Annotated in this window: 27 protein-coding genes; 18 read left to right on the top strand and 9 right to left on the bottom strand. The window is 71.8% G+C overall.

Translation table 11 applies throughout. The features are described 5' to 3' along the window. Positions 1-75: 75 nt before the first annotated feature. From DEI92_RS11450 to DEI92_RS11440, 3 genes are all read left to right on the top strand, one after another. Positions 76-1,599 (top strand): MFS transporter, encoded by a 1,524-nt coding sequence (locus DEI92_RS11450; RefSeq protein ID WP_111013562.1) that lies wholly within the window; start codon positions 76-78, stop codon positions 1,597-1,599. A 175-nt stretch (positions 1,600-1,774) separates the two neighbouring features. Further along, complete coding sequence (locus DEI92_RS11445; RefSeq protein ID WP_111013561.1) at positions 1,775-2,365, top strand: flavin reductase family protein; 591 nt, start codon at positions 1,775-1,777, stop codon at positions 2,363-2,365. After that, on the top strand, positions 2,358-2,972 hold the full coding sequence (locus tag DEI92_RS11440) for a superoxide dismutase (RefSeq protein WP_111009403.1): 615 nt from the start codon (positions 2,358-2,360) through the stop codon (positions 2,970-2,972). The genes DEI92_RS11445 and DEI92_RS11440 overlap by 8 nt, the downstream gene beginning before the upstream one ends. Here DEI92_RS11440 and DEI92_RS11435 read toward each other — a convergent pair. The 6 genes from DEI92_RS11435 to upp form a co-directional block, all read right to left on the bottom strand. Continuing rightward, positions 2,962-3,663, bottom strand: a complete 702-nt coding sequence (locus tag DEI92_RS11435) for a TetR/AcrR family transcriptional regulator (RefSeq protein WP_111013560.1) — start codon at positions 3,661-3,663, stop codon at positions 2,962-2,964. The genes DEI92_RS11440 and DEI92_RS11435 overlap by 11 nt on opposite strands. A gap of 100 nt (positions 3,664-3,763) precedes the next feature. Next, complete coding sequence (locus DEI92_RS11430; RefSeq protein ID WP_181434855.1) at positions 3,764-5,281, bottom strand: serine hydrolase; 1,518 nt, start codon at positions 5,279-5,281, stop codon at positions 3,764-3,766. Next, complete coding sequence (locus DEI92_RS11425; RefSeq protein WP_111009406.1) at positions 5,278-6,627, bottom strand: deoxyribodipyrimidine photo-lyase; 1,350 nt, start codon at positions 6,625-6,627, stop codon at positions 5,278-5,280. The genes DEI92_RS11430 and DEI92_RS11425 overlap by 4 nt, the downstream gene beginning before the upstream one ends. Then, entirely contained in the window at positions 6,624-7,163 is a 540-nt protein-coding gene (locus DEI92_RS11420; protein WP_309146665.1) for a MarR family winged helix-turn-helix transcriptional regulator, read from the bottom strand. The genes DEI92_RS11425 and DEI92_RS11420 overlap by 4 nt, the downstream gene beginning before the upstream one ends. Positions 7,164-7,439: 276 nt before the next feature. Then, on the bottom strand, positions 7,440-8,282 hold the full coding sequence (locus tag DEI92_RS11415) for a winged helix-turn-helix domain-containing protein (RefSeq protein ID WP_258370178.1): 843 nt from the start codon (positions 8,280-8,282) through the stop codon (positions 7,440-7,442). A gap of 716 nt (positions 8,283-8,998) precedes the next feature. Beyond that, the gene (gene upp / locus DEI92_RS11410; RefSeq protein WP_111009408.1) at positions 8,999-9,634 is read right to left on the bottom strand and encodes a uracil phosphoribosyltransferase; all 636 of its coding nucleotides are present in this window, start codon (positions 9,632-9,634) and stop codon (positions 8,999-9,001) included. A 161-nt stretch (positions 9,635-9,795) separates the two neighbouring features. Here upp and DEI92_RS11405 point away from each other — a divergent pair, with 161 nt between their 5' ends. Further along, entirely contained in the window at positions 9,796-10,227 is a 432-nt protein-coding gene (locus tag DEI92_RS11405; RefSeq protein ID WP_111009606.1) for a nucleoside deaminase, read from the top strand. Positions 10,228-10,251: 24 nt separating this feature from the next. Here the strand turns inward: DEI92_RS11405 and DEI92_RS11400 are convergent, their stop codons facing one another. Together DEI92_RS11400 and DEI92_RS11395 are read right to left on the bottom strand one after the other, a co-directional pair. Continuing rightward, positions 10,252-10,629, bottom strand: coding sequence for a hypothetical protein (locus DEI92_RS11400; RefSeq protein WP_111013558.1), 378 nt, complete (start codon positions 10,627-10,629; stop codon positions 10,252-10,254). A 93-nt stretch (positions 10,630-10,722) separates the two neighbouring features. After that, positions 10,723-11,679 carry a cation diffusion facilitator family transporter gene (locus DEI92_RS11395; RefSeq protein ID WP_111013557.1) on the bottom strand — a complete coding sequence of 319 codons (957 nt, stop codon included), beginning with the start codon at positions 11,677-11,679 and terminating at the stop codon, positions 10,723-10,725. A gap of 55 nt (positions 11,680-11,734) precedes the next feature. On the opposite strand from DEI92_RS11395, the gene proC reads away from it, so the two are divergent. The 6 genes from proC to DEI92_RS16540 all read left to right on the top strand — a co-directional run bounded on the left by proC (position 11,735) and on the right by DEI92_RS16540 (position 14,304). After that, complete coding sequence (gene proC / locus DEI92_RS11390; protein WP_111013556.1) at positions 11,735-12,565, top strand: pyrroline-5-carboxylate reductase; 831 nt, start codon at positions 11,735-11,737, stop codon at positions 12,563-12,565. A gap of 71 nt (positions 12,566-12,636) precedes the next feature. Next, entirely contained in the window at positions 12,637-13,155 is a 519-nt protein-coding gene (locus tag DEI92_RS16970; RefSeq protein WP_111009412.1) for a helix-turn-helix transcriptional regulator, read from the top strand. Between the two features lie 120 nt (positions 13,156-13,275). Then, positions 13,276-13,470 carry a helix-turn-helix domain-containing protein gene (locus DEI92_RS11380; RefSeq protein WP_111009413.1) on the top strand — a complete coding sequence of 65 codons (195 nt, stop codon included), beginning with the start codon at positions 13,276-13,278 and terminating at the stop codon, positions 13,468-13,470. Between the two features lie 110 nt (positions 13,471-13,580). Then, entirely contained in the window at positions 13,581-13,679 is a 99-nt protein-coding gene (locus DEI92_RS11375; protein WP_003792170.1) for a 30S ribosomal protein bS22, read from the top strand. 80 nt (positions 13,680-13,759) lie between these two features. After that, positions 13,760-14,014 (top strand): glutaredoxin family protein, encoded by a 255-nt coding sequence (locus tag DEI92_RS16545; RefSeq protein WP_181434854.1) that lies wholly within the window; start codon positions 13,760-13,762, stop codon positions 14,012-14,014. Beyond that, positions 14,011-14,304, top strand: a complete 294-nt coding sequence (locus DEI92_RS16540; RefSeq protein ID WP_181434852.1) for a Dabb family protein — start codon at positions 14,011-14,013, stop codon at positions 14,302-14,304. The genes DEI92_RS16545 and DEI92_RS16540 overlap by 4 nt, the downstream gene beginning before the upstream one ends. A gap of 87 nt (positions 14,305-14,391) precedes the next feature. Here DEI92_RS16540 and aspS read toward each other — a convergent pair whose 3' ends face one another. Continuing rightward, positions 14,392-15,735 carry an aspartate--tRNA(Asn) ligase gene (gene aspS, locus DEI92_RS11365; RefSeq protein ID WP_111013554.1) on the bottom strand — a complete coding sequence of 448 codons (1,344 nt, stop codon included), beginning with the start codon at positions 15,733-15,735 and terminating at the stop codon, positions 14,392-14,394. A gap of 82 nt (positions 15,736-15,817) precedes the next feature. Here aspS and DEI92_RS11360 point away from each other — a divergent pair, with 82 nt between their 5' ends. The 8 genes from DEI92_RS11360 to ccsB all read left to right on the top strand — a co-directional run bounded on the left by DEI92_RS11360 (position 15,818) and on the right by ccsB (position 23,153). Continuing rightward, positions 15,818-17,320, top strand: coding sequence for a SulP family inorganic anion transporter (locus tag DEI92_RS11360; protein WP_111013553.1), 1,503 nt, complete (start codon positions 15,818-15,820; stop codon positions 17,318-17,320). A gap of 103 nt (positions 17,321-17,423) precedes the next feature. Next, positions 17,424-18,068, top strand: a complete 645-nt coding sequence (locus DEI92_RS11355; protein ID WP_111013552.1) for a histidine phosphatase family protein — start codon at positions 17,424-17,426, stop codon at positions 18,066-18,068. After that, positions 18,065-18,712, top strand: coding sequence for a TlpA disulfide reductase family protein (locus DEI92_RS11350; RefSeq protein ID WP_258368505.1), 648 nt, complete (start codon positions 18,065-18,067; stop codon positions 18,710-18,712). Before DEI92_RS11355 ends, DEI92_RS11350 begins: the two co-directional genes overlap by 4 nt. A gap of 48 nt (positions 18,713-18,760) precedes the next feature. Beyond that, positions 18,761-19,459, top strand: a complete 699-nt coding sequence (locus DEI92_RS11345; RefSeq protein ID WP_111009609.1) for a cytochrome c biogenesis CcdA family protein — start codon at positions 18,761-18,763, stop codon at positions 19,457-19,459. A 70-nt stretch (positions 19,460-19,529) separates the two neighbouring features. Next, entirely contained in the window at positions 19,530-21,278 is a 1,749-nt protein-coding gene (locus tag DEI92_RS11340; protein WP_375342543.1) for a cytochrome c biogenesis protein ResB, read from the top strand. A 101-nt stretch (positions 21,279-21,379) separates the two neighbouring features. Further along, positions 21,380-21,715: a hypothetical protein gene (locus DEI92_RS11335; protein ID WP_111009418.1), complete on the top strand. Its 336-nt coding sequence runs from the start codon at positions 21,380-21,382 to the stop codon at positions 21,713-21,715. Between the two features lie 3 nt (positions 21,716-21,718). Continuing rightward, positions 21,719-22,066, top strand: coding sequence for an ATP-dependent DNA ligase (locus DEI92_RS11330; protein WP_111009419.1), 348 nt, complete (start codon positions 21,719-21,721; stop codon positions 22,064-22,066). A 103-nt stretch (positions 22,067-22,169) separates the two neighbouring features. Then, positions 22,170-23,153 (top strand): c-type cytochrome biogenesis protein CcsB, encoded by a 984-nt coding sequence (gene ccsB / locus DEI92_RS11325; protein ID WP_111009420.1) that lies wholly within the window; start codon positions 22,170-22,172, stop codon positions 23,151-23,153.

The following is a 23,153-nucleotide window of genomic DNA, read 5'->3' as shown; positions in this document are numbered from 1 at the left end:
CAGTAGTTCGGTCAACCTCGCCGCGACGCATGCCGTCGCCTGCGCAGCACCACCGCCGTCCCGGAAGCACCACCGATGTCCCTGCTCCTCGCCCCCGTCCGCCGTCCCTCCGCGTCGACACGCACCCGACGGTTCGCCGCCCTCGCGGTCCTCATGCTCCCCGTGCTCCTCATCGCGGTCGACAACACCGTGCTGAGCTTCGCGCTCCCGGCGATCTCCGCCGACCTCCACCCCGCCGCCACCACGCTGCTCTGGGTGGTCGACGCGTACCCCCTCGTCCTGGCTGGGCTCCTCGTCGTCATGGGCAGCCTCGGCGATCGGTGGGGGCGCCGCCGCCTGCTCTTCGTCGGCGCGACGGGCTTCGCCGCGTTCTCGGTCGCCGCCGCGTTCGCGACCGATGCCTGGATGCTCGTCGCCGCCCGGGTCGCGATGGGCGTCTTCGGCGCGATGCTCATGCCGTCGACGCTGTCGCTCATCCGCAACGTGTTCGAGGACCGTGCAGAGCGACGCCTCGCGCTGGCGGTGTGGTCCTGCACGTTCTCCGCAGGCGGCGCGCTCGGCCCCCTGGTCGGTGGCGTCCTCCTCGCGCACTTCGCCTGGGGGAGCGTGTTCCTCCTCGCCGTGCCGATCCTCGTCCTGCTGCTCCTCACCGCGCCGTTCCTCGTGCCCGAGTCCCGTGATCCCGCTCCGGGTCCCGTGGACTTCGTGAGCATGGCGTTGTCGCTCGCGGCGCTCGCACCGACGGCGTGGGCGATCAAGTCGCTGGCCGATCCGGACACCCGGGGTGCCGCGCTCGCCGCACTCGCGGTCGGGGTCGTCTGCGGCGTCGCCTTCGTCCGGCGCCAGCTCACCGCGCGTGTGCCGATGCTCGACGTCCGGCTGTTCCGCAGCGTGCCGTTCACGGGCAGCATCGTCACGAACATGACGGCGATGTTCTCGCTCACGGGGTTCCTGTACTTCATCTCGCAGCACCTGCAGCTCGTCGCCGGGCTCGACCCGTTCACCGCCGGACTCGTCCTGCTGCCGGGCACGGTGTTGTCGGTCGTCGCCGGGCTCGTGGTCGTCCCGGTCGTCGCCCGGATCGCTCCGCGATGGGTGGTCGCGGTGTCGCTGCTGTCCTCGGCCGCCGCGTACGCCCTGGTCGCCGCGCTCGGACACGGTGCGGACATCCGGGCGCTCGCCGTGGCGTACGTGCTCCTGGGCGTCGGGATCGGCGCGTCCGAGACCGTGACGAACGACCTCATCGTGTCGACGGTGCCCGCCGCGAAGTCGGGTGCGGCGTCCGCGCTGTCGGAGACGGCTTACGAGATCGGCGCCGTGCTCGGCACGGCCGTGCTCGGGACCGTGCTCGCCGCCGCGTACCGCGCGCACGTCGTCGTGCCGGCGGGGCTGTCATCGACCGAGCACGTCGCCGCCGGCCAGACGCTCGGCGGGGCGGTCGCCGCCGCCCGGTCCCTCGGCGGCCACGCGGGCGCCGAACTGCTCGCATCGGCGCGCGCCGCGTTCGACTCGGGCGTCACGACGACCGCCGGCGTCGCCGCGGTGCTCATGGTCGCAGCTGCGGTCGGCGCGTGGTTCACGCTCCGGCGCGTCCGCTGACCCTCGGGCCCGCCGCGCCGGTCGGGCCCGCCGCGCCGGTGGACTCTCGGCCGCCCGTGCCACGCCCGACCGCACGCGATTGCTGTGGATCTTGACCTCAACGGCGCTCGAAGTCCTACGTTGGGACGTGGCCCTGACGGGTCGCGCCCGAAGAGGAAGAGAACGAGCCCGACTGATGCCCCAGGTCGACACCCCCCAGTCCGTGCCGGGCACCCCCGGTGACCTGACCGACGCCTACAAGGCGGCGTTCCGCGGACACCCTGCGGGGGTCGCGGTCATCACGGCGGACACACCCGACGGTCCGACCGGGCTCACGGCGTCGTCGGTGGCGTCGGTGGCGGTCGACCCGCCCGTCCTCGTGTTCTCGCTGTCGACGAACTCCGGGTCGGCCGGTGCGGTGCTCGGTGCGCCGCTGTTCGTGGTCCACCTGATGCACGCGGGCGGCGTGGAGCTCGCCCGGCGCTTCGCCTCCACGGGGAGTCCGTCCGTCGACGAGCCGGGCATCTGGGAGCGCCTGCCCTCCGGCGACTGGTACCTGCCCGCGGCGGCATCGGTCCTGCGGTGCCGTCCGCTCTCGACGACGCCGATCGGCAGCTCGACGGTGGTCGTCGCCGAGGTGCTCGACATCGTGCTCGGCCTCGAGCAGGGTGAGCCGCTCGTCTACCACAACCGGGAGTTCCACTCCCTCACCGATCGTTCCCGGCTGGTCCATCCGGCCGCGGGACCCGCACGTCCAACCCAACACGAAAGGACATCCGATGGCTGAGTACACCCTTCCGGAACTGCCGTACGACTACGCCGCGCTCGAGCCGCACATCAGCGGCAAGATCATGCAGCTCCACCACGACAAGCACCACGCGACCTACGTGGCGGGGGCGAACACCGCCCTGCAGCAGCTCGGTGAGGCCCGTGAGTCGGGCAACCTCGCGAACGTCAACAAGCTCGAGAAGGACCTCGCGTTCAACCTCGGTGGCCACGTGAACCACTCGATCTTCTGGACGAACCTCGGCCCGGACACGAAGGTGCCCGAGGGTGAGCTCGCCGCGGCGATCGACGAGTTCTTCGGCTCGTTCGACCAGTTCAAGGCCCAGTTCTCCGCGGTCGCCACGGGCATCCAGGGCTCGGGCTGGTCGGTGCTCGCCTGGGACATCGTGGGGCAGCAGCTCACGACGTTCCAGCTGTTCGACCAGCAGGGCAACATCCCGTTCGGGCTCGTCCCGATCTTCATGCTCGACATGTGGGAGCACGCGTTCTACCTCGACTACCTCAACGTCAAGGCGGACTACGTCAAGGCCGTGTGGAACATCGTCGACTGGGAGAACGTCGCCGCGCGCTTCGCCAACGCCAAGGCGCAGTCGTTCGTCACGCTCTGACCTGACCGTCGCGGTCCGGCACGACGCCGCGATCGCGATCAGGTTCGACACGGAGGCCGCCCCGTTCGGGGCGGCCTTCGTCGTGCTCGGCGTCCGGCCCCGTGGTGTCGATCGACCCCACCGCCGCATCGGCACGTCCGGCGGCGAGGGCCAACGTGCGTGCGATCCGGTGCAGCGCCTGGTCCGCCGCCTGCTGGTCGCCGTCGAGCACACCGCCCCACTGCACGCCCCGCGCGTACAGGACGGCCTCGCGCCCCCGTCGCTCGGGATCAGTGACGTCGTGATGCCGGCACCACGCGACGACGGACGCGACCTGGCGGTCGTGCCGCGGGCGGTGCCGACATCCGCCGCGGAGCGGCTCGGTCGCGCCGAGCTCGAACGTCAACCGCGCGGCCAAGTACCGATCGGGATCGCCGAGGTTGCCGAACTGCTCCCGGAACCAGCTGCGGAGGTCCGTCGGCGTCGCGGCGGAGTCGAGCTCCACGTGGTCGCACGTCCGCTCGAGGTGCTCCACCACGGCGTCCACCAAGGCGTCCCGGGATCCGAAGTGGTACACGAGCGGGTACGCGCTGGTGCCGAGGGCCCGACCCACGCCGCGCAGCGTGACGGCCTCGATCGGTGTGGCCCGTAGATGCGCGGCGACGCGTTCGACGATCGCGGGCTTGATGCTGGGATCGGGTCTGCGTGGCACGGCGGTCCTGTCCTCCGGTGTCGTCGAGGTCGACTGGCATGTGGAATGCTACCGGAGGTGGTCGTGTGCCCGTGCACGTTCCACAGGCGTCCGCAGCCGGTCAGACCGGAGGCGCGTCCTCCACCCGGACCGTGAGCGTCTGCACGAGTCCGGCCGCGATCGGAGCGAGACGGATCTCGACCCGCAGCAGACCGGTGCTCCCCCGGTGCCACCACACCAGGTGCGTGGGTGACCGCGTCTCCTCGCGCACGGGGCGGGCCGTGAGGTCCGCGCCGGACGCGGACAGGGCCTCCCGGACGGCTGCACGGCGGCGTTCGTAGGGCACGTCCATCGCGACGTTCGGGGTGCACACCGCGTCGGCGAGGTCGTCGGGGAACCCGTCGGCCAGGAGGCGCGTCACGGCCGCCTGCGCACGTCGCGTCACGTCGAGCACCGGGACCGCAGGGTGTGCGGGTCGTGCGGACAGCAGGAGGTCGTGCGCCTCCGTCGCGGCCATCGGCACCCGAGCCCCGGTCGCGTTCTCGAACGCGACCACGCCGACGCCGTCGGCCGTGCTCCATCGCATGTGTGCGGAGAAGCCCGGGTAGCCGCCCGAGTGCGACACGATCGTCCCGACCACCGGGTCCTGTTCGACGAACAGCCCGAAGCCGTACCCGGCAGGGCGATCCCGCAGACCCGGGAGACCCGTCCCGCCCGGGATCGTCCGTGACGCCTGCTGCATGGCACGACGGTCGGCTGCCGACAGTGGCGCCGACCCGGACCACGCCGCCGCCCCGGTCGTCCCGACGCCGATGCCGTCGAACGCGGCGGCCAGGAACCGCGCCCACGCCGCGAGGTCCGTGACCGTCGAGAACAGACCGCCGATGCTCGAGAACGCACCCGGGCCGGTGAACGGCAGCCGTTCCCAGCCGTCCGGGCCCGAGCGGTACCCGGACGCGAGCGCGGCCCCGTCGGGCGCGGTGAACGCCGTCCGGGTGAGCCCGAGCGGGTCGAGCAGCTCCTCGGTCGCGAAGCGCTGGTACGGCCGACCGCTCACCCGCGCCACGACACGGCCGAGCAGTGCGTAACCGAGGTTCGAGTAGGCGAAGCCCGTTCCCGGCACCCGGTCGAAGAGCAGGCCGCCGCGGAGCACGCCGTCGAACGCGTCGTCGGACAGGGACTCCTGCCGGTCGGCCCAGGGGTCGTCGGTCGGGAACCCGGCGGACATCGTCAGCAGCATCCGCAGCGTCGGGACGGGGGCGTCCGGGCGGGGCAGTGCGACCGACGCGAACGCGGGCACGAACGCGGTCACCGGGTCGTCGGGGTCGAGCAGGCCCCGTTCGGCGAGGAGCAGCAGGGCCGCGGCGGTGACGCTCTTCGTGCACGAGGCGATCCGGTACGCCGTGTCCTGGTCGGGCGCTCGTCCGTCACCGCGGTCCCCGTGGCCGCCACTGGCGACGAGGCCCTGGCGGTCGAACACGCCCCACGCGCTACTCGGCGCGACACCGCGCTCCACACGCTGCCGGAACAGGTCGTCGATGCGGCTCAGGACGTCCGCGGGGACACGGTCCGCGGGTCGTGGAGCCCTGGCGGAGGCGGCGTTGTCGGGAGCGGCGTCCGACGAGGATGCGCTGGTCACACGGCCCGCATCTGCTGGTAGGCGTCGAGGGCTCGGGCGCGGCTCGACTTGAGGTCGACCATCGGTTCCGGCCGGACCTCGTCCGCCGGGATCCACTGCCGGATGTAGCTCCGGTGGGGATCGAACTTGTCCGCCTGGAGCTGCGGGTTGAAGACGCGGAAGAAGGGGGCGGCGTCGAACCCGGAACCGGCCACCCACTGCCAGTTGCCGGCGTTGTTCGCGGAGTCGGCGTCGACGAGGGTGTCCCAGAACCACTGCTCGCCGACGCGCCAGTCGACGAGCAGGTTCTTGACGAGGAAACTCCCGACGACCAGGCGGACGCGGTTGTGCATCGCGCCGGTGTGCCAGAGCTCCCGCATGCCGGCGTCCACGAGGTCGATGCCGGTGCGGCCGTACCGCCAGCGGTCGAGCTCGTCCGACGACGCGGAGCGCCACGGGAAGGCGTCGAACTCGGGGCGGACGTTCACGGTCGCCATGTCCGGCTCGTGGTACAGCTCGTGCCAGTTGAACTCGCGCCAGGCCAGCTGTCGGAGGAACGACGGCGCCTGCCGACGCTGCGCGGGCGTGAGCTCGCCGTGCAGACGGTGCCAGAGCTGGTACGGGCTGATCTCGCCCCAGCGGATGTGCGGGCTCAGTCCGCTCGCGGCGTCGGCCGACGGCTGGTCACGCTGGTCGTAGTCCTCGAGACCGTGCTCGAGGAAGTGGCGGAACCGGGCCGCGGCTCCGGCCTCGCCGGGGGTCCAGGTCGCGCGCAGGCCGCCGGCCCAGTCCGGTCGGGTCGGCAGCAGACCCCAGTCGTCGAGGGCGTCGCTCGCCACAGACGGCCCGGCCGGCACCGTCACGGGCCGCGGGAGCGGTTCGCGGGGTGTCGGCATCGCCTGCGCCGCGCGCCAGAACGGCGAGAACACCCGGTAGGGCTGGCCCTGGCCGGTGGCGAGCGTCCACGGCTCCCAGAGCAGCGCCGCCGCCGCGCTGTGCACGACGTGACCGCGGTCGGTGAGCGACTGCTTGATCCCCGTGTCGATCGCGCGTTCTGCGGCGCCGTACCGACGGTTCCAGAGGATCGTGTCCGCCCTGGTGTCGCGCACGAGCTCGTCGATCACGGTGGCCGCGGCACCCCGGCGCAGGACGAGGCGGTTCCCGCGGGCCCGGAGGTCGGCGTCGAGCGCGGCGAGCGACCCGTGCAGCCACCAGCGCGCGGCGCCACCGAACGGACGGAGGCCCTCCGACTGGTCGTCGAGGACGTACGCCACGGTGACCGGGCCGCCGGCCGTGACGGCGGCGTGCAGGGCGGGGTTGTCGTGGAGGCGCAGGTCGTCCCGCAGCCAGACGAGCGCGCCGCTCACACGCTCGGCAGGGTGTCGGAGGCCAGATCGGAGGCCGACGGGTCCGGGTTCGCGCGGAGCGCCGGGTGCGCCGGGTGCGCCGTGGTGCCGTCGGTGGCGGCAGCGGCGGCCGTGCGCAGCTTCGTGCACAGGTGTTCGAGCTCGCCCAGCTCGTCGTCGTCGAGTCCGGCGCCGACCTGCTCGGCGATGGTGGCGGCGTGTTGCTTCGCCACGGTGCGGTAGAGGTCGAAGCCGTGTGTCGTCAACGCGACGATCACACCGCGCGCGTCCGTCGGATCGGGGAGTTTCTCGACGACGCCGCGGGCCGCCAGCCGTTCGACGAGGCGGCTGATGCTCGGCTGGGTCAGCAGGAGCTGGCCGGTCAGGTCCCGCATCCGGAGGCGCCGTCCGGGCTGCTTGGACAGGTTGTAGCAGACGTCGTACTCGTTGAACGAGATGTCGGACGACGGGAACGCGGTGTTGAGGTTGCGCATCACGGTGACCTGCGCGCGGAACAGGGCCTCCCACGCGGCGACGGCCTTCGATGTGTCACTCACTGCGGCTCCTTCCGACCTCCGCCAACTGTATCGACGGGGTCGGACGCCCGACCGGCTCGGACACGACGAAGGGCGGCCACCAGAGGCGTGGTGGCCGCCCTCCTCCCTTGCACCCAAGAGTGTCCTGCAATCACATTCCGCAACCGCTGCCACAGCAAACAGCGACTGCTCCGTCAGAATATAACGAGGTGGTAACGAGCGGTAGGTACCGAATCGTTGTTTCACTGCGAGTTCACCCAGAGCGCCCGATGCCGACGCCGGGAGCCCCCGCGGCCGTCAGAAGAGGTCGGGGGACGGCGTGGAGGCGTACCGCACGGCGACGTCCGCGTGCCGGTCGAACCGGTAGCCGACACCCCGGACCGTCCGCACGATCTCCTCGAAGGCACCGAGCTTCGAGCGGAGGCGTCGGACGTGCACGTCGATGGTCCGCTCGTTCGGCGTCTCGTCCTCGCCGTCCGCCCAGAGTCCCTCGATGATCGCCTGGCGGTCGACCGTCCGGCCCTCGCGGAGCACGAGGAACTGGAGGAGCTCGAATTCCTTGTACGTCAGCGGTGCGGTCTCGCCGTCGAGCACGACCCGCTTGCGCGAGATGTCGATCACGACGCCGGTCTCCTCGGGCTCAGCGGGCGAGGTCTGCTTCCGCGCCGCGACCGCGGATCGGTCCTGCAGCGCGAGGCGCACCACCTCGACGTCGCGGCCCCCGGAGCCCTCGGCCGCCACGGCGACCGCCGCGTAGGTCTCGGCGGCGGGGGCGAGTTGGGCCGTCAGGGCCTTGAGCTGCTCGACGATGGCCGCGAGCGAGGTGCCGGCCGCAGCCGCCTTCGCCTCGTCGATCCCGACGTAGAGGGCGAATCCGCGTGCCTCCGTGCCCTCGGGCAGAGCGCGGCTCCGGGCGGGAGCGACGACGGGACTCGTCGGGACGTCCTCGGCAGCGGGCGCAGGCCGTGCGGCACGGGCGGGCAGGGCGATGCCGGCAGCGGGGGTACGCACGGGCGCAGCAGTGCGGGCGTGCTGGGCCGTGGGGAGAGCCGGCCCGGCCTGGGTCGGCGAGGCAGCGCCGGCGAGCGCGGTGTCGGCGGGGGCGGTGGTGTGTCGCGGGCGATCGATGGTGAGTGACATGGGAGTCCTCCTGGCTGTGGCGCTCGGAGCGCCGGTGCGTCGAATGCGTCCTCGGTCGCGGCGGCCGCGCTGCCCGGACCCCGGCGAGGGGGTTCGAGGGCGGGACGGACCGAGGGGAGCGGGTGCCTCCGCGTCGACGATCACGATGGTCGTCGGCGCCGGATCCCGGGGACCGCACACAGGACGGGGTCGCCGTCGGGGTGGGTCCGGCTGGAACGGGTGCCGGTCAGGCACACATTCGACAACACATGACCGCCATGCCCGGCATCATCATGCCGGCAGTCCCCTGGACCTCGATGAGGACGCGGGTGGACGAGGAAACAGTCATGGGGCGAGTATCGGCGGTATACCAGGGGGCTGTCAACTGTCCCGGCGGACGTGCGGACGTGCGCCCCGCGCGACGCCAGCGCCGACCGAGCCTGCGAGGGCGGTGGAAGGGGCTACTCGGCGAGTCCGCGCGCTGGAGCTGAGGCGGCGCGCCAGCGCCGCGCGACGCCAGCGCCGACCGAGCCTGCGAGGGCGGTGGAAGGGGCTACTCGGCGAGTCCGCGCGCTGGAGCTGAGGCGGCGCGCCAGCGCCGCGCGACGCCAGCGCCGACCGAGCCTGCGAGGGCGGTGGAAGGGGCTACTCGGCGAGTCCGCGCGCTGGAGCTGAGGCGGCGCGCCAGCGCCGCGCGACGCCAGCGCCGACCGAGCCTGCGAGGGCGGTGGAAGGGGCTACTCGGCGAGTCCGTACAACCGGTCGCCCGCGTCGCCGAGTCCGGGCACGATGTACCCGCGGTCGTCGAGTCGCTCGTCGAGGGCACCGAGGACGATCGTGACGTCCTTGCCCGCGGTGGCCTCCTCGACCGCGGCGAGCCCTTCGGGCGCGGCGAGGATGCAGACGGCGGTGACGTCCACGGCGCCCCGGTCGAACAGGAACTCGATCGCGGCCGTCAGGGAGCCACCGGTCGCGAGCATCGGGTCGAGGACGAAGCACTGCCGGTTCGACAGGTCCTCGGGCAGGCGCTCGGCGTACGTCTGGGGCTCGAGGGTCTCCTCGTTGCGCGCCATGCCGAGGAACCCGACCTCGGCCGTCGGCACGAGCTTGACCATGCCCTCGAGCATCCCGAGGCCCGCTCGGAGGATCGGCACGACGAGCGGACGCGGCTTGGCGATGGCGACGCCGACGGTGTTCGCGACGGGGGTCTCGATCGCGGTCGCGGTCACTCGCACGTTGCGCGTCGCCTCGTACGCGAGGAGCGTCACGAGCTCCTCGGTCAGAGCGCGGAACGTCGGTGCGGGCGTCGTGCGGTCGCGGAGCACCGACAACTTGTGCGTGATGAGCGGGTGGTCGGCGACGTGGACTCGCATACGCTCAAGGGTACCGGCCACGGAGGCGCCACCGCGGCGGACGAGGAGGGCGAGTGGAGCACCGGCAGCACGGACCCGGGCCGGTCGGCCCCGGACCCTCGGGCATCGGCGGCGGAGCGGACCGGGGCGAGCACCCGGCGGCCCGGCCGTGGGTGGCCGCGATGGAACGGGCGCTCGACGAGGCCCGCGCGTGTCTCGCGACGGGGGACGTCCCGGTCGGCGCGGTCGTGCTCGACGCGACCGGTGCGGTGGTCGCCACGGGGCGCAACGAACGGGAGGCCCGACAGGATCCGACCGCGCACGCCGAGGTGCTCGCACTCCGCGCCGCCGCGGCACGCACGGGGGACTGGCACCTCGAGCAGCACACCCTCGTCGTCACGCTCGAGCCGTGCCCGATGTGCGCCGGCGCCGTGCTCGCCGCCCGGGTACCCCGGATCGTGTTCGGCGCGTGGGATCCGAAGGCGGGTGCGTCGGGCAGCGTCTACGACATCGCGCGCGATCGACGACTCCCACACCGGGCCGAGGTCGTCGGCGGCGTGCTCGAACAGCCCTGTGCCGCGATGCTCGACACGTTCTTCGCCGCGAGACGCTGAGGCCGCTCGGCGACCGGACGCGCCTCAGTGCCAGAACACGGCGATGAGCACGTTGACGATCGCGAGCGCTCCGGTCGTGTGGAAGAACGGCAGCGCCGCCTTCGGTCCGGCCGTCCCCGCGTCGGCCCGGCGCTGCCGCGACCGCGCCACGAACGCCGTCGTGAGGGCGATCAGCGCGATGACGAGCTTGACCCCGAGCTTGACGTGGTTCGACCCGCCGTGGGTGGTCGCGTCGATGATGCCCATGAGTGCCAGACCGGTCACGAGCTGCGTCACGAGGCCGATGACGAGCCATTGGGTCTCGATGTGCTCCTTGCGCCGGACCTGCGCGAGGAAGGCGCCGATCACGGCGGCGAGACCGATGAAGTGGAGAGCCAGGAACACGTTCTGCAACACGGACATGCTCCGATCGTGGCGGAGGCCCGGCCGGCTCCGCCACGAAGGCGTGCCTTCCCTGTGGACGGTCGCTCGGCCTCCCGACCGGGGGAGGACGCGTCAGTCGGCCGCGCGGATGATGATCGCCTCGGTCGGCGGCCGCGGGGCGTCGTGCCGGACGTCGGGCTCGATGTAGATGACCCGGGCGACGGGCACGACGGACCGGACCCGGGCCTCCAGGGCGTCGATGCCCGCCGCGACGTCCCCCAGGCGACGGTCCCCGTCCACCGCGACCTTCGCCGCCACCATGAGCTCGTCCGGGCCGAGGTACAGGGTCTTCATGTGGATGATCGAGTCGACCTCCGGGCCGTCGAGGATCGCCCGCTTGATCGCCTGCAGGTCCGCGGGCGTCGCCCCCTCGCCGAGCAGCAGGCTCTTCGTCTCGACACCGAGTACGACCGCGACGGCGACGAGCAGGAGGGCGATGAGGATCGTGCCGATCGCGTCGAAGACGCCGTTGCCGGTGAGCGCCGTCAGACCGACGCCGAGGAACGCGAACACGAGCCCGGTGAGCGCCGCCGTGTCCTCGAGCATGACGATCGGGAGTTCGGGTGCCTTGGCCCGACGGATGTACTGCACCAGGGACTGGTCCCCGCGGTCGGACCGGGCCTCCCGCAACGCCGTCCGGAGCGAGAAGCCCTCGAGCAGGATGGAGATCGCGAGCACCGCCAGCGGGAGCCACCAGGTCTCCAGGGGGTGCGGGTGCTCGAGCTTCTCGATGCCCTCGTACAGCGAGAACACGCCGCCGATCGAGAACAGGATGATCGACACGACGAAGGCGTACAGGTACCGTTCGCGGCCGTAGCCGAACGGGTGTTCCTCGTCCGCCGACCGCTTCGACCGTCGGCCGCCGATGATGAGCAGGACCTGGTTGACCGAGTCGGCGAGGGAGTGGACGCCCTCGGCGAGCATCGACGCCGATCCGCTGATCGCGGCCGCGATGAACTTGACCACGGCGATGCCGACGTTCGCGCCGAGGGCCGCGACGATCGCCCTGTTGCCTCCGGATGCGCTCATGGTGCCCAGCCCTGCTCTCGTTCCTGTGCGGTCGGTCAGATCCTAGGATGGCCGGATGGTCCTCGATCTGCCACGTACCGCGATGCTCGGCGTCGGATCCATGTCGGGAGCGGTCCTGGACGGCCTGGTCGCCGCAGGCGTTCCCGCGGATCGCTTCGCCGTCACGAACCGGTCGGAGCCGTCCGCCGAGGCGCTCCGCGTCCGGGGCCTCGACGCCGTCGCCGTGGAGACCGACCCGGAGGCGAACCGGCGCGCCGTGCGCGGGGCGGGGCTCGTCGTCGTCGGGGTCAAGCCGTTCCTCGTCGCCGACCTGCTGCGCGAGGTGCGGGCCGACCTCGAGCCGGACGCGGTGGTGGTGAGTGTCGCCGTCGGGGTGACGAGTGTGACGATGGAGTCCCTGGTGCCGGAGGGCGTGCGGGTCGTCCGGGCGCTGCCGAACACCCCCGTGCGCGTCGGCCGCGGTGTCACCGGGGTCAGCGGGGGCAGTCGCGCCGACGCGGCGGCGGTCGCGCTCGCTTCGTCCCTCTTCGCGGTCTCGGGCGATGTGCTCGAGGTCCCCGAGGCCCAGCTCGACGCCCTCAGCGCGGTGTCCGGGTCCGGGCCCGCCTACGTGTTCCTGCTCGTCGAACAGTGGCGGCGTGCGGCCGAGTCGCTCGGGTTCGACCGCGAGCAGGCGCGGGTCATGGTCGAGGGCACGCTCCGCGGCGCGGTCGAGCTCCTCGCCACGTCGGACGACGGCCCCGAGGCCCTCCGGCGCGCGGTGACGAGTCCGAAGGGCACGACCGAGCGGGCGATCGCGGTCCTCGAGGACGCGGACCTCGAGGGGACCCTCCGCCGTGCCGCCGATGCCGCCATCGCCCGAGCCGCGGAGCTCGCCGCGCTCTGACGCACGCGCCCTGGGGCACCCCGAGGGCGTCCGGATGGCCCTCGCCGCGCGCGCCCCGTTACCCTGAGCGCATGCCCGACATCTTCGGCGTGATCGCGGACCCCACGCGGCGCCGACTGCTCGCAACCCTGCTCGAGGAGTACGGCGCGGCCGGGTCCGTCGGCGAACTCAGCGTGGGTGCGCTCGTCACGCGCCTCGGGATCAGCCAACCGACGGTGTCGAAACACCTCCGGGTGCTCCGCGACGCCGGCCTGGTGCGCACGCGCGACGAGGGCCAGCACCGCTACTACCGCCTCGACCCGGAGCCCCTCGTCGGCGTCGAGGAATGGCTCGCACCGTTCACCGGTGTCGTCGCTGCCGAGGAGGTCCCGGCGACCACGGCGTGGACCCCCGACGGCCGCCCCGTGTCGGTGCGCCGCGGCGCCGCGGGACGGTCTCGGGTGGACGTCGGCACCGAACTCGGACGGGTGATGGCCGAGGCGTCCTTCCGCGCCACGACGGCGATCTCGGGGGCGCAGACAGGCTGGGAGCGCGTGGTGGACCCGGTGCGGCGTCGGCTCCAGCGGCGTGCCGGCGAGGACGACGACTGACCCCCGTTCCCGGGGCAGCGGGCGGGCTGGACACCGCGCCACGGCCGCCCCTATGGTTGCCAGAGACCACGCAGGTCACACCATGGTCCGGAGGCGCCGGGCCCCTCCTGAAGGCAGAGCATGGCCGGCAACTTCGACGACGTGCGGTTCCTCACGGTCGCTGAGGTCGCCGAGATGATGCGCGTCTCGAAGATGACGGTCTACCGCATGGTGCACGCGGGGGAGCTCCCCGCCATCCGCTTCGGCCGGTCGTTCCGGGTCCCGGAGTCCGCCGTCGCGGAGATGCTCCGCGGTGGTGTCGCCGACGTCGGTTGAGCGCGCCACGCCCACGCCGTTCGACAACGCCGGTCGGCTCCGGTAATGTCGCACGAGGTATTTTTCCGCGGTCTCCGACCCGGTGTCCACATCAGCCGTAGGAGGGCCGTATGGGTTCTGTCATCAAGAAGCGCCGCAAGCGCATGGCGAAGAAGAAGCACCGCAAGCTGCTGCGCAAGACGCGCCACCAGCGTCGCAACAAGAAGTAGGTCCTACCGGACCTGCTCACCACGAGAGCCCCGACCGATCACCGGCCGGGGCTTCGTCGTCTCCGCACTACGCTGGACGGGTGCCCACCGTGACGCTCCTGACCAAGCCCGGATGCCACCTGTGCGACGACGCCCGTCCGATCGTCCGCTCCGTGCTCGACGCCCACCCCGACGTCGTGTTCGAGGAGCGGGACATCCTCCGGGACGACGCCCTGCGCGAGGAGTACGCGGAGGACATCCCCGTGGTCATCGTCGACGGCCGGGTCCACAGCACCTGGCGCGTCGACGCCGAGCGGTTCGAGCGTGCGCTCGCCGCGGCCGAGGCCCGCGCGTGATCCACCACGTCGTCGCCTGGCGCTTGCGCGACGACGTCGTCCGTCACGAGGCGATCGCCCACATCCGCGCCGTGCTCGAAGGCCTCGACGGCGTCGTGCCGTCGATCCGCTCCATCCGCGTGGTCGACAACGTGGCGTACCCCGGCAGCAACGCGGACGTCGCGGTGGTCGCCACGTTCGACGACCTCGCCGGGCTCGAGGCCTACCAGGTCCACCCCGAGCACCAGGCCGCCGCCGACACCGTCCGCGGGATGGTCACGGGGCGGACCGCCATCGACTGGGAGGCCTGAGCCGCGCCTCCCGGCCGTCGCTGCCGCACACGCGGGAGGCGCTGCCCCGGTGGGGAGCAGCGCCTCCTGTCGTGCGGTCGGGAACCGCTACGGGAGCAGACGGGTGGGACCGCGGAACAGGTACGTGACCTCGCGGATCGACGACTGGCCGAGCATGAGCATGAGCACCCGGGCCAGGCCCATGCCGAAGCCACCGTGCGGGGGGACGCCGTAGCGGAAGAAGTCGAGGTACCACTCGAGCTCGGCGGGGTCCAGGCCCTTCTCGACCGCCTGCTGCGTCAGGACGTCGACGCGGTGCTCGCGCTGGGCGCCCGTGGAGATCTCGGTGCCGTTGTAGATGAGGTCGTAGCTCTTCGTGAGCGTCGGGTCGTCCTCGTGACGCATGTGGTAGTACGGCCGGATCGTGGCGTCGTAGTCGGTGACGAACACGAAGTCCGAGCCGAACTGCTCCTTGGCGTACGCCGAGATCCGGCGCTCGCCCTCGGGGTCGAGGTCGCCGTCGGCGCGGGGGATCTCGTAGCCGCCCTCCGCGACGATCCGGCGGGCCTCGGCGAGCGGGATGCGCGGGAACGGCGCGGTGGGGACCTGGAGCTCGAAGCCGAAGACCTCGCTGATCTCCACGCCGTACTTGGCCTGCACGGCGGTGATGCCGGCGACGAGGAGCTCCTCGTGCATGGCCATGACGTCCTCGTGGGACTCGACCCAACTCATCTCGGCGTCGACGCTGGTGAACTCCGTCGCGTGCCGGGAGGTGAACGACGGGTCGGCCCGGAACGCGTCCGCGATCTCGAACACCGCGCCGAATCCGGCTGGCTGCGCCATCTGCTTGAAGTTCTGCGGGCTCTGCGCCAGGTACGCCGTCGTGTCGAAGTACGGCAGCTCGAACAGCTCGGCGCGGGACTCGGACGCGGACGCCATGAGCTTCGGCGTGTGGATCTCGATGAAGTCGCGCTCGACCCAGTAGGTCCGGAACGCGTGCTCGAGGGTCGTCTGGATCCGGAACACGAGGTTCTGTTTGCGGTTCCGGAGGTCGAGGAACCGCCAGTCGAGGCGCTTGTCGAGCGAGGAGTCATCGGCGATCGGCGTCTCGGGGAGCGCGGCGGTCACGACGTCGAGGCGGTCGATCTTGACCTCGATGCCACCGAGCTTGACGCGCTCGTCGTGCTTGAGCGTGCCCTGGGCCACCAGGAAGGTCCCGTGCGCGAGCCCGGAGATCGTCTCGGTCGTGGTCAGCGCCGCACGTGCGCTGTCGTCGGCGTCGTCGTCGACGGCGCGGACGGCGGGGTTGACGAGCTGGACGGCGCCCGTCTCGTCGCGCAGTACGACGAACTGCACCTTCTTCTGGTCACGGACGGTCTCGACCCATCCGCCGACGGTCACGGGACCGTCGGGGAGTGCGGCGAGGTCGGCGATGCGGGTGCGTTCGATCACGGGGGTCGAGTCTAGCGGGCGGCCCCCGTCCCGCGTCGGACGCCGTGGTGAGCGCTCACGCCCGCCCGTAAGGTGGTCGCCGATGACCTCCGCAGCTGTCCCGTCCGGTCCGTCGGCACCCGTCGCCCACTCCGTGCTGCAGGCGCTGCGGTCGCCGCGCTTGCTCACGCGCGAGGTGCTCGCCGGCGTCGTGACGGCGCTCGCCCTGATCCCCGAGGCGATCTCGTTCTCGATCGTCGCCGGGGTCGACCCGGCGGTCGGCCTGTTCTCGTCGTTCGTCATCGCGGTCGTGATCGCGTTCGTCGGAGGTCGTCCTGCCATGGTCTCCGCGGCGGCCGGATCCGTGGCGCTGGTCGTCGCGCCGCTCATCCGGGACCACGGCATCGCGTACCTCGTGCCGACGATCGTCCTCGGCGGTGTGTTCCAGCTCGTGCTCGGCTTCCTCGGCGTCGCTCGTCTCATGCGGTTCATCCCGCGGAGCGTCAACGTCGCGTTCGTCAACGCGCTCGCGATCCTCATCCTCACCGCACAGCTGCCGAACCTGTTCGGCCGTGGCGTGCCGGTCGTCGTCTGGCCGCTCACGGCGCTCGGCATCGCGATCATCATCGCGTTCCCGCTCCTGACGAAGGCGGTGCCCGCCCCGCTCATCGCGGTGATCGTGGTCACCGCGCTCACGTTGCTGTTCCACGTCGACGTCCCGACGGTCGGGGACAAGGGCGCGCTGCCGTCGTCGCTGCCGACCTTCGCCGGGATCCGTGTGCCGCTCGACCTCGAGACGCTGCGGATCATCGCCCCGACGGCCTTCGGCATGGCGGTCGTGGGGCTCATCGAGACCCTGCTCACCGCACAGCTCGTCGACGCGCTCACGGACACCCGGTCGAGCGGGTGGCGCGAGTCGTGGGGGCAGGGCATCGCCAACGTCGTCAGTGCGTTCTTCGGCGGCACGGGCGGCTGCGCGATGATCGGCCAGACGGTCATCAACGTCAAGACGGCCGGGGCCCGGACCCGCGTCTCGACCTTCGTCGCCGGCGTCTCGGTGCTCGTGCTGACGGTGACCCTGCGCGGGGTGGTCGCCGAGATCCCGATGGCGGCGCTCACCGCCGTCATGGTCATGGTGTGCGTCGCGACGTTCGACTGGCACAGCGTCCGTCCGCGGACCCTCCGCCGGATGCCGCTCGGGGAGACGGGCGTCATGGTGATCACGGTCGTGGTCGTCGTGTTCACCGACAACCTCGCCACCGGCGTGCTCATCGGCGTCGTCGTGTCCGCGCTCGTGTTCGCCCGGCGGGTCGCCCACGTCGTGTCCGTCGAGCGGGAGGTCCGTGGCGACCTCGTCCGCTACCGCGTGCACGGCGCGCTCTTCTTCGCCTCGTCGAGCGATCTGCCCACGCGGTTCTCGTACGCCGAGGACCCGGCGCGGGTGGAGATCGACCTCGCCGGCGCCCAGGTGTGGGACGCGTCGACGGTCGCCGCGCTGGACGCCATCGAGCAGCGGTACGCGATGCACGGTGCGACCGTCGAGGTGGTGGGGCTCGACACCCGCTCGCTGCGGATCCACACGCGGCTGTCGGGCCACCTGTCCTGACGGGCCCGCCCGGGCCTCCCGGACGCCGCTGCTGAGCGGTTCCGCATACCCGTGCGGCAACTGGGTGGGAGGTGGACGCGCCGCCCGACCTACACTGGAGGGCATGCCCGCGACCCGCTTGCACCTCGTTCGTCACGGCGAGGTCCACAACCCCGATGGCGTCCTGTACGGACGCCTGCCGGGGTTCCGGCTGAGCGAGCTCGGCCGACGCATGGCCGAGGCCGCCGCGCGGTCGTTCGTCGACGCCGGTGTGGACGTCCGTGCGGTCGTCGCATCGCCCCTGCAGCGGACGCAGGAGTCGGCCGCGCCGTGGGCCGAGGCGTACGACCTCGACGTCCGGCTCGACGAGCGGCTCATCGAGCCGACGAACCGCTACGAGGGCCAGCCGCCCGGCTTCACGCGGCGGTCGGTCGCCCGGCCGACGGAGTGGCCGTGGATCGCCAACCCGTTGCGGCCGAGTTGGGGCGAGGCCTACGCGTCGATCGCGAACCGCATGACGGCCGCGCTCGAGACCGCGTGGGGGAGCATCGACGGGGGTGACGTCGTCCTCGTGAGCCACCAGCTCCCGATCTGGACGGTGCACCGCCGGCTGGCCGGCGAGCACCTCTGGCACGACCCGCGTGCCCGTCGGTGCGCGCTGTCGAGCATCACGAGCGTGGAACGCCGTGGCGGGCGCTTCGTCGAGGTCGGCTACGCCGATCCCGCGGGTCCGCTCCGGGCCGGAGCCGTCGACATGGGAGCAGTGTGATCACCACCAGCACGACCGTCCAACCGCGGCGCCGTTCGACCCGCGCCCGCCTCGCCGTCGCGATCACCGGTGCCGTGGTCGCGGCCCTCGCGCTCGCAGGCTGCTCGTCGAGCTCGAACGACCAGTTGACGAACCAGTACGGCAAGGGCACCACGCAGAACTACATCTCCGGCGACGGTGCGGTGACCGAGGTCGCCGCCGACAAGCGGAGCGCGCCCGTGACCTTCTCGGCCACCACCGACGACGGCGACCACGTGTCGAGTGCCGCGCTCAAGGGCAAGGTCGTCGTCCTCAACTTCTGGTACGCCGGGTGCCCGCCCTGTCGCGCCGAGGCGAAGTACCTCAACCAGTCGTACGGGACGTTCCAGGGCAAGGACGTCGCGTTCGTCGGGGTGAACGTGCGCGACCGGAAGCCGACCGCCCAGGCGTTCGAGCGCACCTTCCGGACGGCGTACGGCTCGGTCCTCGACGCCGACCACGGGACCATGCAGCTCGCCCTCTCGGGCACGATCGCCCCGAACTCCGTCCCCACCACGATCGTGCTCGACAAGCAGGGACGCGTCGCCGCGCGCGTCCTCGGTGCGGTCGACTCGTCGAGCATCATCGACACCCTCGTGAGCGACGAGCTCAACGGGAACGCCTGACCCGTGACCGGCGGCAACCCCTTCTCCGACGCGATCCTCAGCGGTCAGATGGCCGTCGCACTGCCCGTCGCGGCGCTCGCCGGGTTGGTGTCGTTCCTGTCGCCCTGCGTGCTGCCGCTCGTGCCCGGGTACCTCGGGTACGTCGGTGGCGTCACCGAGGTCGGGCGACGTCGTGGCCGCGTCCTGCTCGGCGTCCTGTTCTTCGTGCTCGGGTTCACGGTCGTCTTCGTCGCGTACACGACCGTGTTCGGCGCGCTCGGCTTCTGGCTCGTGCGCTGGCGCGACCTCATCACCCAGGTGCTCGGGGTCGTCGTCATCGCCATGGGGTTGGTGTTCGTCGGCCGGTTCACGTTCCTGCAGCGCACCGTCAAGCCGTCCTGGTCGCCCGCCACGGGCCTCGTCGGGGCGCCGCTGCTCGGCGTCGTGTTCGGCCTCGGCTGGACCCCGTGCCTCGGCCCGACGCTCGCCGCGATCAACCTGCTCAGCGTGCAGGCCGGCAGCGCGTGGCAGGGCATGTGGCTCGGCGTCGCCTACTGCATCGGACTCGGCATCCCGTTCCTGCTCGTCGCGCTCGGCGCCGGGTGGGCGTCGAGCGCCCTCCGCACGGTCCGGCGCCACATCCGCCTCGTCAACGTCATCGGAGGAGCGATCCTGATCGTCATCGGTCTGCTCATGGTCACCGGACTCTGGTCGGCCATCATGTCGAGCGTCGGGGCGGTGATCCAGAGCTATGTCCCGCTCGTCTGACACCCGGGAGGCCCGGATCGCCGCAGCGGTTCCGGTCACGGACCGCACGTCCACGGCTGCCTCCGCCGGCATGGACGAGGCCGACGGCACGACGATCGTCGGCGATCCGATGCGCCCGTCCGACCACGTCGACGCCGCCCCCACGTCGGGCGGCACCGGTGGTGGCGGTACCGGCGGCGGTGGCGGTGGGGGCGGCGACGACGGCGGGGTGAACCAGCCCGCGCTGTCGTTCCTCGGCTACGTCCGGTTCTTCTGGCGCCAGCTGACGAGCATGCGCACGGCGCTGTTCCTGCTCATGCTGCTCGCGCTCGCCGCGATCCCCGGGTCGCTCGTGCCACAGCGCACGGCCGACCCGAACGGCGTGACGCAGTACCAGGTCGACCACCCGACGTTGTACCCGGTCCTCGACAAGCTGCAGGTGTTCGACACCTACACCTCGGTGTGGTTCTCCGCGATCTACCTCCTGCTGTTCGTGTCCCTGATCGGCTGCATCATCCCGCGGACACGCCACCACTGGCAGGCCCTCCGGACCCGCCCGCCCCGCACGCCGGTCCGCCTCGGGCGCCTCGCCGGGTACCAGCGCATCGCGGTCGACCCGACCACGGTCACGGGTGGGGGGTCCGCGACGGGCCCGGCTCCGGCCCTCCCGACCGCCGAGACCGCCGTGACGAGCGCGATGACGCTCCTCAAGCGGTCCGGCTACCGGGTGGAGCGCTTCGGTGACTCGGTGAGCGCCGAGCGCGGCTACCTGCGCGAGACCGGGAACCTCGTGTTCCACACCGCGCTCGTCGGTGTCCTGCTCGCGGTCGGCATCGGTGGCGGGTTCAGCTACACGGGGCAGCGGCTCCTCGTCGAGGGCCAGACGTTCTCGAACGTGCTCGGCTCGTACGACTCGTTCAACCCGGGGCGCTGGTTCAGCCAGTCGCAGCTGCACGGCTACAACCTGACGCTCGACGACTTCACGACGACGTACGAGCAGAAGAACCTCAACGCGCTCGGTCAGGCGACGGACTACAAGGCCGTCGTGACCGCCCGGACCAAGGGCGGTGCGGCGATCAAGCGCACCATCAAGGTGAACGACCCGTTGTCGATCGGCGGGACGAACGTGTACCTGCTCGGCAACGGGTACGCGATGGACGTCACCGTGCGTGACGGCGACGGGCACGTGGCGTTCGAGGACGTCGTCCCGTTCCTGCCGCAGGACACGAACTACACCTCGCTCGGCGTGGTCAAGGTGCCGGACGCGCAGCCGGACCAGCTCGGCATGGTCGGGTTCTTCTACCCCACTGCGGTCAAGCAGGCGACGGGCGCCTACACGTCGAACTACCCGGACACCGAGAACCCGCTGCTGAGCCTGCAGGTCTACACGGGCGACCTCGGCCTCGACGACGGCGTCCCGCGCTCCGTGTACCAGCTCTCGACGAAGGGGCTGCGGCAGATCGCGGGGACGACGGCGGCGCACGGCGCGATCGAGCTCGAGCCGGGCCAGACGAAGCGACTGCCCGACGGCACCGGCTCGATCACCTTCAACGGCGTCAAGCGGTACGTCTCGCTCGACGTCCACCACGACGCCTCGCAGCTGTGGGTCGCCGGGTTCGCGATCCTCGCGGTCGCCGGACTCCTCACCTCGCTGTTCGTGCCGCGTCGGCGGGTGTGGGTCAAGGCCGTCGGCCGCCCCGGCGAGGACGGCTTCGACCTCGAGTACGCCGGTCTGGCGCGCGGCGAGGACCCGAACCTCGAGCGCGCGGTGGACGAGATCGCCGAGCGGCACACGGCCGGACTCGGGGTGGCGCCGACGGCGGCGGCCTCGCTGACCTGACGCGCGCTGGCGTCCCGATCGGGACGCCGGCGGTGCGGGTCGTGCTCAGCCCGTACCGGCGCACGGGCGGGTCCTGGTTGCATCGACCGGGAGGAGGCCCGATGCGTTCGATCGACTACAGCGACGCCCACGTGCTGACGGGGGACGCCATCGCCGATGCCGTCGTGGACTACGCGGCCGAGCTGGCGCACCAGGCCACGGCCGAGCCCGTGCGGATCCCGGCCCGAGCCGCCGACGGGTCGGTGGTGCACGTGTCGCTCCTCGTCGGGCCGGCGAGCGAGATCGTGCTCTCGGACGTCCCGGACGCGGACGGCGAGGAACTCGTCGACGACGAGACGGTGACGGAGATCCGCCGGCGGATCATGCTCCTGCGCGAGCCGCAGCCCATCACGACACGACTCGAGGACATCGTCGCCCCGGGCGACGAGGAGGTCTGAGCGATGGGACATCTGACGTACGGCGCGATGCGCCTCGGGATGGAGATCGAGGACCGCACGCTCGCGCACCTGCAGGTCGTGATCGTGAACCGGCTGCGACGCGGGGACAGCTTCGCGTTCTCGTGGAAGGACGACGTCCGCGTCGGCGACGGCCGCACCACGATCTGGTTGCACCCGTACTGCGAGCTGCACTTCAAGTTCATCGGGGGCCGACCTCCGCGCCTCAACCGGGCGTGGATCGCGGCACTCGACGACGCGGCGGGCAGCGGGACGGGCCTGTACCTGCTCGCGGAACCCCCGGAGGGCGAGGCGCAGACGCGGCGGCCCGAGCTGTCGACCGGAGCGGTGTGAACCGGGGGACGTCCGCGGTGCGGATCCGCTCAGACTGCGGCCGCTCGACCGCCCCGGCCCCGGCACGGTCAGGGGCGCGCGGTACCATCAGGGCGTGAACGACATGACCTCGGACCTCGCGCAGTACTCGGTCGTCCTCGTGTACTCGGCGATGGCCGTGTACCTCATCGCGTTCATCTCGTTCATCCTCGACGTCGCCAAGCGGTCCGGGGACGTGCAGCTCGAGCGCTCGGCGCGGCAGGAACAGCGGGCCGAGGCGCGGACGGTCGCGACGGTCCAGGGCGGCACGGTCGTGCTCGAGCGGGTCGAGGCGCCGGTCGACCGGCCCCGGTCGGGCAGCCGCTTCGAGCGCGTCGGCATGGCGATGATGGTGCTCGGGCTCGTGATCCACGTCGGGTCGATCGTGCTCCGCGGTGTCGCCGCGCACCGCGTGCCGTGGGCGAACATGTTCGAGTTCTCGCTCACCGGCACCGGGATCATCGTCGCGATCTTCCTCGCCGTGCAGTTCTGGCAGAACCTGAAGTTCCTCGGCGTGTTCGTCAGCGGACTCGTCCTGATCCTGCTCGGCATCGCGACCGTCAACTTCTACGTCGACGTCGTGCCGCTCCCGCCGGCGCTGCAGTCGTACTGGCTCGTCCTCCACGTGTTCGTGGCGATCTGCGGCACGGGCTTCTTCGCCCTCGGCGCCGGGCTCGCGGTGTCACAGCTCGTGCAGACCTACCGGCAGGGCCACGGCGGCGACGTCAAGCAGCTCCGCTTCATGGAGACCCTCCCCGACGCCGACCGGCTCGAGGTCATGACCTACCGCGTGCTGCTCGTCGGGTTCGTGCTCTGGACCTTCACCCTCATCGCGGGCGCGATCTGGGCCGAGCGTGCCTGGGGCCGCTACTGGGGGTGGGACACCAAGGAGGTCTGGACCTTCATCATCTGGGTGATCTACGCCGGGTACATCCACGCGCGCGCGACCCGTGGATGGCGGGGTGCGCGGTCGTCCTGGCTGGCCCTCATCGGGTTCGCGGCCGTGATGTTCAACTTCTCGGTCGTCAACCTGTTCTTCAAGGGGCTGCACAGCTACTCCGGACTGTGA

Origin of the sequence: Curtobacterium sp. MCBD17_034, assembly GCF_003234515.1 — a bacterium.
GTDB lineage: Bacteria > Actinomycetota > Actinomycetes > Actinomycetales > Microbacteriaceae > Curtobacterium.
The sequence above is the reverse complement of the archived record's forward strand: the minus strand, read 5'-3'. Positions and strand labels throughout refer to the sequence as shown.

Bases quoted from the DNA above. Each gene is read 5' to 3' on its own strand.
- DEI92_RS11445 (WP_111013561.1), top strand. From the start codon at position 1,775: ATGCCCCAGGTCGACACCCCCCAGTCCGTGCCGGGCACCCCCGGTGAC.
- DEI92_RS11405 (WP_111009606.1), top strand. From the start codon at position 9,796: ATGGAACGGGCGCTCGACGAGGCCCGCGCGTGTCTCGCGACGGGGGAC.
- DEI92_RS11450 (WP_111013562.1), top strand. From the start codon at position 76: ATGTCCCTGCTCCTCGCCCCCGTCCGCCGTCCCTCCGCGTCGACACGC.
- DEI92_RS11395 (WP_111013557.1), bottom strand. From the start codon at position 11,679: ATGAGCGCATCCGGAGGCAACAGGGCGATCGTCGCGGCCCTCGGCGCG.
- upp (WP_111009408.1), bottom strand. From the start codon at position 9,634: ATGCGAGTCCACGTCGCCGACCACCCGCTCATCACGCACAAGTTGTCG.
- DEI92_RS11415 (WP_258370178.1), bottom strand. From the start codon at position 8,282: ATGTCACTCACCATCGATCGCCCGCGACACACCACCGCCCCCGCCGAC.
- DEI92_RS11380 (WP_111009413.1), top strand. From the start codon at position 13,276: ATGGCCGGCAACTTCGACGACGTGCGGTTCCTCACGGTCGCTGAGGTC.
- DEI92_RS11340 (WP_375342543.1), top strand. From the start codon at position 19,530: ATGGACGAGGCCGACGGCACGACGATCGTCGGCGATCCGATGCGCCCG.
- DEI92_RS11375 (WP_003792170.1), top strand. From the start codon at position 13,581: ATGGGTTCTGTCATCAAGAAGCGCCGCAAGCGCATGGCGAAGAAGAAG.
- DEI92_RS11360 (WP_111013553.1), top strand. From the start codon at position 15,818: ATGACCTCCGCAGCTGTCCCGTCCGGTCCGTCGGCACCCGTCGCCCAC.
- DEI92_RS11330 (WP_111009419.1), top strand. From the start codon at position 21,719: ATGGGACATCTGACGTACGGCGCGATGCGCCTCGGGATGGAGATCGAG.
- proC (WP_111013556.1), top strand. From the start codon at position 11,735: ATGGTCCTCGATCTGCCACGTACCGCGATGCTCGGCGTCGGATCCATG.
- DEI92_RS11345 (WP_111009609.1), top strand. From the start codon at position 18,761: ATGGCCGTCGCACTGCCCGTCGCGGCGCTCGCCGGGTTGGTGTCGTTC.
- DEI92_RS11440 (WP_111009403.1), top strand. From the start codon at position 2,358: ATGGCTGAGTACACCCTTCCGGAACTGCCGTACGACTACGCCGCGCTC.
- ccsB (WP_111009420.1), top strand. From the start codon at position 22,170: ATGACCTCGGACCTCGCGCAGTACTCGGTCGTCCTCGTGTACTCGGCG.
- DEI92_RS11335 (WP_111009418.1), top strand. From the start codon at position 21,380: ATGCGTTCGATCGACTACAGCGACGCCCACGTGCTGACGGGGGACGCC.
- DEI92_RS11400 (WP_111013558.1), bottom strand. From the start codon at position 10,629: ATGTCCGTGTTGCAGAACGTGTTCCTGGCTCTCCACTTCATCGGTCTC.
- DEI92_RS11355 (WP_111013552.1), top strand. From the start codon at position 17,424: ATGCCCGCGACCCGCTTGCACCTCGTTCGTCACGGCGAGGTCCACAAC.
- DEI92_RS16970 (WP_111009412.1), top strand. From the start codon at position 12,637: ATGCCCGACATCTTCGGCGTGATCGCGGACCCCACGCGGCGCCGACTG.